The 6,807-nt window shown below is 48.9% G+C and carries 8 protein-coding genes; 4 read left to right on the top strand and 4 right to left on the bottom strand.

The genetic code is table 11. The features are described from left to right. Positions 1 to 252: 252 nt before the first annotated feature. The 4 genes from HOLDEFILI_RS07610 to bilS all read left to right on the top strand — a co-directional run bounded on the left by HOLDEFILI_RS07610 (position 253) and on the right by bilS (position 3,158). On the top strand, positions 253 to 1,041 hold the full coding sequence (locus HOLDEFILI_RS07610; RefSeq protein ID WP_006058981.1) for a Cof-type HAD-IIB family hydrolase: 789 nt from the start codon (positions 253 to 255) through the stop codon (positions 1,039 to 1,041). Positions 1,042 to 1,123: 82 nt separating this feature from the next. Next, positions 1,124 to 1,546: a bilirubin utilization transcriptional regulator BilQ gene (gene bilQ, locus HOLDEFILI_RS18340; RefSeq protein ID WP_006058980.1), complete on the top strand. Its 423-nt coding sequence runs from the start codon at positions 1,124 to 1,126 to the stop codon at positions 1,544 to 1,546. After that, positions 1,543 to 2,649 (top strand): bilirubin reductase, encoded by a 1,107-nt coding sequence (gene bilR, locus HOLDEFILI_RS07600; RefSeq protein ID WP_006058979.1) that lies wholly within the window; start codon positions 1,543 to 1,545, stop codon positions 2,647 to 2,649. The genes bilQ and bilR overlap by 4 nt, the downstream gene beginning before the upstream one ends. Next, the gene (gene bilS, locus HOLDEFILI_RS07595) at positions 2,646 to 3,158 is read left to right on the top strand and encodes a flavodoxin family protein BilS (protein ID WP_006058978.1); all 513 of its coding nucleotides are present in this window, start codon (positions 2,646 to 2,648) and stop codon (positions 3,156 to 3,158) included. The genes bilR and bilS overlap by 4 nt, the downstream gene beginning before the upstream one ends. A 67-nt stretch (positions 3,159 to 3,225) precedes the next feature. Here bilS and HOLDEFILI_RS07590 read toward each other — a convergent pair whose 3' ends face one another. The 4 genes from HOLDEFILI_RS07590 to HOLDEFILI_RS07575 all read right to left on the bottom strand — a co-directional run bounded on the left by HOLDEFILI_RS07590 (position 3,226) and on the right by HOLDEFILI_RS07575 (position 6,736). Beyond that, on the bottom strand, positions 3,226 to 3,468 hold the full coding sequence (locus HOLDEFILI_RS07590) for a hypothetical protein (RefSeq protein WP_006058977.1): 243 nt from the start codon (positions 3,466 to 3,468) through the stop codon (positions 3,226 to 3,228). Continuing rightward, positions 3,443 to 4,147, bottom strand: coding sequence for a DUF3990 domain-containing protein (locus HOLDEFILI_RS07585; RefSeq protein WP_006058976.1), 705 nt, complete (start codon positions 4,145 to 4,147; stop codon positions 3,443 to 3,445). The genes HOLDEFILI_RS07590 and HOLDEFILI_RS07585 overlap by 26 nt, the downstream gene beginning before the upstream one ends. Before the next feature lie 571 nt (positions 4,148 to 4,718). Then, the gene (locus HOLDEFILI_RS07580; RefSeq protein ID WP_006058974.1) at positions 4,719 to 5,084 is read right to left on the bottom strand and encodes a DUF6176 family protein; all 366 of its coding nucleotides are present in this window, start codon (positions 5,082 to 5,084) and stop codon (positions 4,719 to 4,721) included. 23 nt (positions 5,085 to 5,107) lie between these two features. Next, positions 5,108 to 6,736 (bottom strand): LCP family glycopolymer transferase, encoded by a 1,629-nt coding sequence (locus HOLDEFILI_RS07575; protein WP_039864301.1) that lies wholly within the window; start codon positions 6,734 to 6,736, stop codon positions 5,108 to 5,110. Positions 6,737 to 6,807 lie beyond the last annotated feature (71 nt).

Raw genomic sequence — 6,807 nt, 5'->3', positions numbered from 1 at the left:
TCGCACGGACCTGATGCTCGGTGAAAAAGGCTTCGCACAAAGCGTCCAGCTTTTGATTTTCCATTGAGTTCCTCCTCTTTTTCTATTTTCAGTATTCCTGCGCAGCAGCGCAAAAATACAATAAGGTCTAAAGACCCATACATTATACTGGATTTACCCTTAAATCACAACCGGACGAAAGCGTTTCCGCAGCAATTTCAGGATGATTTTTCATCGCGTTGTGAGTATAATGAAAACCATGAGGTGAACGGAATGAAGGAATTTCAAATGTTTTTCTTTGACGTCGACGGAACGCTGCTGGATAATCGCAATCACCGGATTTCGCCGGCGGTCATGGAGGCGTTAACACGCTTGCAGAAAAATGGAAAAAAGATTGTGATCAGCTCGGGACGGGATGTGAATACAATCCTGACGATGCCGCAGCTGGCGGCGATTGCGTGGGACGGCTATATCTGCCGCAATGGCAGCGTCATTGCCGACGCACAGAAAACAGAGCTGTTCCGGGTTTTCTTTGATCAGGCAACGATGGCGGGATTAGAAGCGGTCTCCGCGCAGCTCCATTCCCCGATCCAGTACATGGGTCATGACGACTGGCTGAATTGTCCGCCGACATCGGATTTCATCGCAGCCTGCGAATTCTTTCACCGCGATCCAGCCGTGATCGACGTCCGGGCGACGCGTCCGGATGATCAGGCGACGATGGCGCTGGCCTTTGATGCAGCGGACAGCGATTATGCGGCTTACCGGACCATTCCCGGTCTGACGGTATTGCCGACGCCGTTTCACTATGCCGATCTGGTTCTCCGGGGCATTGACAAGGGCGTCGGGATCGCCCGGCTTTGCCAGCACTTCCATATTGATCCCCAGGCCACGATGGCATTTGGCGACGGAATCAACGATCTGGAAATGCTGCAGGCGGCAGGAGCCGGCGTAGCGATGGGCCAGGGCCGGGAAGAAATTAAAGCGATTGCCGACTACGTCACCGATTCCGTAGATCGGGACGGCATCGTCACTGCATTGCAAGCTTTCGGTCAGCTCTGAGCGGAAATTTCCGCTTTTCTTTTATCATTTTATTTGACTTAGTCAAATTAATGATTATACTGAAGAGGTCAGGAGGTGTTCTATGTCCTATCCTTTCTCGTATTTAATCTGCCAGCTGCGCCGGGAATATACGTCGGCACTGCAAACGCGGCTGGATGCCTTCGGATTAACCGTGGGGTTGTTCCCCTATCTCATCTATCTTGAACATGCCGGCACCTGTACGCCGTCCGCGATGGCCCGGGAGCTGCATCAGGATAACGGCCACATCACCCGCTGCTTGGACAAGCTGGAAAAGCTCGGCTGTTTGATCCGTACGCGCAGCGCACAGGACGGCCGGGCGTTCACCGTTTCGTTAACTGAAAAAGGCAAACAGATCTGCCGGGAAATCACCATCGCCAACCGCCAATGGGAGCAGCGGACGCTGTCTTGTCTTTCACCGGATCAAGCGAAACAGTTAACTGTGCTTTTAAGTCAGGTCGTCCAGGGCTTAAGGAGTGAAAAATGACGCACGCCTGCGTTAAGCCGATCACCATTGGCAATTGTGAATTGAAAAATCGGATTTTCTTCGCTCCGACCACCCTGGGCTTAAAGCCGGAAGAAAAAGCAGCGAAGCTGAGCGCGATCGCTCAGGGCCAGACCGCCCTGATCATCCTGCCGGATATCCCGGTTCTCGGTTCCGGAAATTTACAAAACCCCCGCACTTTCGCCGCTTACCAGCAGCTGATCAGTCAGCTGCATCAACAAGGCGCAAAAGTATCCGCCCAGCTGCATCTTTCAGACGCCAATTTCAAAGCGATGCTGAAATGGATTCCCGCGCTGCTGACACACAGACTCACCGCGGATCAGCTGCGTCAGAAACTGAACGACTCCGCCGCGGTCACGGTCAATCAAATGCGTGAAAAACGGATTCGCGAAATTCTTGCGGCTTTTGGTCTCAGCGCCCAGCAGGCTCAGGCCGCGGGCTTCGATATGATTCAGGTTCACGGTGATCGTTTGATCGGCAGCTTCAGTTCATCGCTGATCAACAAGCGGATCGACGAATACGGCGGTTGTCTGGAAAATCGGATGCGGTTTGCTTTGGAAGCGGTACGCCAGGTCCGGCAGCACTGCTCGCTGCCCATCGACTACAAGCTGGCCGTCCGGCAGATCAATCCAGATTATGGCAAAGCAGGCGTGCTGGAACAGGATCTGGATCCGGTCGTCGGCTGGCTGGAACAGGCAGGCGTCGATTGTTTCCACGTCACCCTGGCGAATCACGGCGCGCTGACCGACACGATTCCGCCCGCGAATCACCCGGCGTTTTCCGCAGAAGGTTGTTTTCTGAAATTTGCCGATCAAGTCAAAGCGCTGACCTGCAAACCGGTGATCGGCGTCGGGAATCTGCGCCATCCGGAATTCATCGACCAGGCGATCGAAAGCGGCCGGATCGACGCAGCCGCAATGAGCCGGCAGCTGATCGCCGATCCCGACTGGACCGCGAAACTGTTGGCCGGTCATCCGGAAACGATCCGGTATTGTGCCGGCTGCAATCAAAAATGTCTGCAAGGTTTGATGAGCCATCAGGGAATTCATTGTATTTATGATCAGAAAAGGAGTGATATTCAATGAAAATCGCAATCGTAGTTCAAAGTAATACTGGCAATACCCGTCAGCTGGCAGAAGCAATTCAATCCGCCCTGCCGGATGAAATGCTTATTTATTCCGGAGCGCCTGCGCCTGAAGCGCTGCAGGCTGACTTGATTTTTGTCGGTTCCTGGACAGACAAAGGCGTCTTCGCCAAGCCGGTCCTGGATTTTCTGGCCCAGTGCCATCAAAAGCAGCTGGCCTTGTTTGCGACCTGCGGCTTTGGCCAGTCGGACGAATATTTCCAGGCGATCCTGAAGCGAAGCGCCGATCAAGTTCCTGCCGACAACATGATCTTGGGCTGCTACGCCTGCCAGGGAAGAATGCCGGAAACCGTTAAACAGCGGTATTTGGCCCTGCAGGCAAAAGAGCCGGAGAATCCGCGCTGGGCTTCTCTGCTGGAGAATTTTGACGCTGCCTTATCGCATCCGGACAGCACGGATCTCGAAGGCGGCCGGCAATTTGCCCAGCGTATTTTAACAAAACTTCAATAAACCGCAAACCTAAAATCAGCGAAGGAAGATGAACTTCCCCCGCTGACTTTTTATTTTGGATTCCCGCTTAGAATTCTCTTCCTTCCCGTTCGGCAAAAAACATATCGGTAATAAATTCCGGCGATTCCGCCCACAGCGCATTTTCCGTCTGCTGCAGCGTTTTGTACGTTTCTGAACGATAGAACTCCAGCATCGCGTCTTCAAAAGATAAATTGAGTTGTTCCTGAATGATATTCACAACGGCTCGGATCTGTAAACATACATTCATCGTTATGTCCTTTCCATTAAACGTGTAAATAGCCTCCATCATAGACCTGTCTCCTTTCTAAAGTTAGACTTAATAAGGCTTTTTCAGTATGAAATGAAATCTGATTATTTACTTTACTATACCTAAGTCGTTCTACGGCTTCATTAGCCGTTAAAGTATTTGTTATATAGAGTTGAATGGTTTCCATCGTGTTATCATCGGCAACCGGACCAATAACAACATCAAAATTATGTTGTAAGCCTCCTAATGAACGGTTTTCCTTAACAAATTCCAGCCATTCTTGATTTAACCCATCAAATCGTTTAACATTCAGTCGTTCACTTTCCAAGAATATATACTCATAAACATACTTGTTTATTTTTTCTCGCAGGCTTAATCTATACGCCCATTCTTTAGCTTGATTTTCAAGTATTGTAGTATAAAATCCCATACCGAAATCTCTGCGATTCCGTGATTTTCCTAAATCAATCTTTTCAAATTCTTTTGTAGTCCCATGAAACACCAATAATTTATGTGTTCCTTCTTCAATTATTTTTTCTACGTACTCCATCACTTCTTCAAAACTAACTTGATGAAGGTATTCATACTGAATCAAAATGTTTTCATAAACCTGGCATTTATGGAATATATTTAATGCGTCCTCTCCAGAAACATGATTTTTTTTGGCGTATGCCTCCATCACCCTTATCGAAAGAATTTGCACATCAGAATATACACTCATAGGATCAACCTCCTTTAACAATATTCACTCTCACTATAAATAATGATCAAAATTTTAGAATAAGCAATGCCTCGACTACCAGTCTATACTCATAAAATTGGCTATCTCCAAACTAGGGTTATTTTACTTCATTGAAAAGTCTATTAAATTATAACATTAGAGGATTATTTCTCCAATGATATTTCTTGACGAACTTTGTCCTTCTTTTTGACTCATCAAAAAAAACTATGAATACGGTGATAATACGGTTTTTCATTCTACTGATTTAAACGTTTATCACACAAATTATGGACTTCATAAGTTTTTTTTGATTTTCTTGCGTAACTGTTATCAGCACTATTTTCACTATTATTACACTATTTTCCACTATTCCATCTAAAAACTGAATTACCACTCCTTCAACCAAGAAATATAAGGCTTGGTTATTTCTACGTCATGTTATTGCACATCAAAAAATAGTCATCATTAGATTTATCTGAACAAGAATGGAAATGTCGCGTTTTAATCCAATGTCTTAATACTGAAAAAGTGGCAGCTTGCCACTTTCCATTGAATACCCCTGCTTTATCTTTCACTCCGTGCCTATTCCCGCGGCCGCAAGCAGCGCTAACTGGACCTTGGGATCAGCGAAGCAATTCACAGAAGTTAACTCCACAGGCGGAACCGAAGAATCAATACAGGCTCTCCAATAAGCCAGATGTACTTGATCAATTGGATGCTCGGAGTCTTGAACGTCCGTCCCTTCCCCCTGCAGATCCACCCAGATCAAAGCCATCCCCTTTGCGTCTTCCTTCATAAAAATTGCTTCCAAAGCCATTTTTTCATCGCTCAGTGTTTCCTGAACCTCCGCCTGTCTTTGGTTCAATACAGCCATCCATTCGCGGGTCAGCTCCTCTTTCCCCGGACACACCGCATAACGGGTCAATGTGAGCTTCATGTTTCTCTCCTTTTTGATTCAGATCATTGCTTTAACGGCGCAAATTTCTCGTCATATTCATCCTTGGAGATCGCCGGCGCCTCATAGACCCAGTCAATGCTGAACGACAGCGCCTTCGGCGCGTCGATCTCGCTGTTCAAATTAAACACCCGATGGATCGCTTTCTTGTTGTCTTCGATCGAGCCCTGATACAACCGGACAATTGACATCCGGTTCGGCGCCCGGTCGTTAACGCCGGAAATCCGCGCGCCGATCACGTTGAATACGTTCTGATTCTGCACATAGCTGCGGTTCATCTTCTTCATCGTTAAGTTAAACAAACCGATCATCTGTTCCATACTTAGATTGGTCGACACGTTCTCACCGGCCGCATCCAGCACTTTCAGCGCCTTATTGACATCCTTCAGCCGCACCGCTTCCGTCAAAATTGCCTGAATCACCTGCTGCTGATTGCTCTGACGCTGAAAATCTCCGGAATTGTACGAATGCCGTTCCCGGGCAAACGCCAGCGTCTGTTCGCCGTTCAGCCGGTTGACGCCCTGCGGCACCCACACCGTCTGATGCCCGCGTTCATCGGAGGAATCCTGACCGACGAATTCCTTCGGATTATCGATGATTACGCCGCCTAAAGCGTCGACAATTTCAATGATGCCGTGGAAGTTGCTTTCAAAGTAGAAGTCCACATCGACGTCCAGCAGCTGTTCGATCGTATCCATCGTGCATTGGCGGCCGCGCACACGGGAATTGTTGATCTTATCCGGCTTTTGATTGGTATAGCAGGCGATCGGCACATAGCTGTCGCGCGGAATGGACGTCAGTAGCACCGTCATGCTGCTCGGGTTGACGGTCGCCAACATCAGCGCGTCGCTCCGGTCGTCGTCCACGCCGATGATCAGCACGGTGAACGGTTCCTTCGTCACATCCTTATCGCTGCCCTGCTCGGTATGAATTGTCAGCGTGCGGTTGAAGTTATGCACATCGCGCAGCGCCGCCAGCTCGGGCGCGATTTCCTCGTTTGTTTCAAACATTCCCTTATAGTTTTCCGGCAGGGCGGCCACGTCGATTTCCTTGTTCAGCAGCCCTTTTAAAAGCCGTGTATAATCAGAATATTCACGATATGTCACCTTTAACTTTAATTTTTCGATCTCGTTTTTGGGCATTTGATAGCCCTGCTGCGCCTGTTCGTCATCCAGAATCCCGAACACCTTGCCGTTAAGATCCTGCGGACTCTGCAGCGCGGCATGCTCGTCGTCCCCCAGCACGACAAAAGAAACGCCGACAGTTTCCTGCGACGATCCCTGATCCATCATCTTGTCCAGATTGACGTTCAGCCGGCCTTCGACATACACGCCGAATGCGCTGATCAAGCCGATCACAACCGCCGCTGTCATCGCGGTCTTCAGCAGGCTGACGCTGCGCCGGCCGACGGCCAGCATCGCTAAGAAATTCAAAATCAACGCCGCCACCAGAACGATCAGATTCAGACGGATAAATAACGTCCGGCTTAACGCGCTGAACTTCGTCAGTCCGAGCATTGCCAGCACCAGAAACAAATCGGCGGTCAGCACGAAAAAAGCCATGATCTGATTGATCAAGGTTAAATCACGCCGGACCTTCTTTTTCTTACGCGGCTGGGTTTTACGTTTGTCCATGTTGGCTGTCCTCCAGAGGTTTAGTATTTGAACATCGCGGATCACGATGCGTTTATCCAATTTACACCGGA

This window comes from Holdemania filiformis DSM 12042 (assembly GCF_000157995.1).
Classification (GTDB): domain Bacteria; phylum Bacillota_I; class Bacilli_A; order Erysipelotrichales; family Erysipelotrichaceae; genus Holdemania; species Holdemania filiformis.
The sequence above is the reverse complement of the archived record's forward strand: the minus strand, read 5'-3'. Positions and strand labels throughout refer to the sequence as shown.

Coding starts and splice junctions, on each gene's coding strand:
- HOLDEFILI_RS07610 (WP_006058981.1), top strand. CDS start 253: ATGAAGGAATTTCAAATGTTTTTCTTTGACGTCGACGGAACGCTGCTG.
- bilQ (WP_006058980.1), top strand. CDS start 1,124: ATGTCCTATCCTTTCTCGTATTTAATCTGCCAGCTGCGCCGGGAATAT.
- bilR (WP_006058979.1), top strand. CDS start 1,543: ATGACGCACGCCTGCGTTAAGCCGATCACCATTGGCAATTGTGAATTG.
- bilS (WP_006058978.1), top strand. CDS start 2,646: ATGAAAATCGCAATCGTAGTTCAAAGTAATACTGGCAATACCCGTCAG.
- HOLDEFILI_RS07590 (WP_006058977.1), bottom strand. CDS start 3,468: ATGATGGAGGCTATTTACACGTTTAATGGAAAGGACATAACGATGAAT.
- HOLDEFILI_RS07585 (WP_006058976.1), bottom strand. CDS start 4,147: ATGAGTGTATATTCTGATGTGCAAATTCTTTCGATAAGGGTGATGGAG.
- HOLDEFILI_RS07580 (WP_006058974.1), bottom strand. CDS start 5,084: ATGAAGCTCACATTGACCCGTTATGCGGTGTGTCCGGGGAAAGAGGAG.
- HOLDEFILI_RS07575 (WP_039864301.1), bottom strand. CDS start 6,736: ATGGACAAACGTAAAACCCAGCCGCGTAAGAAAAAGAAGGTCCGGCGT.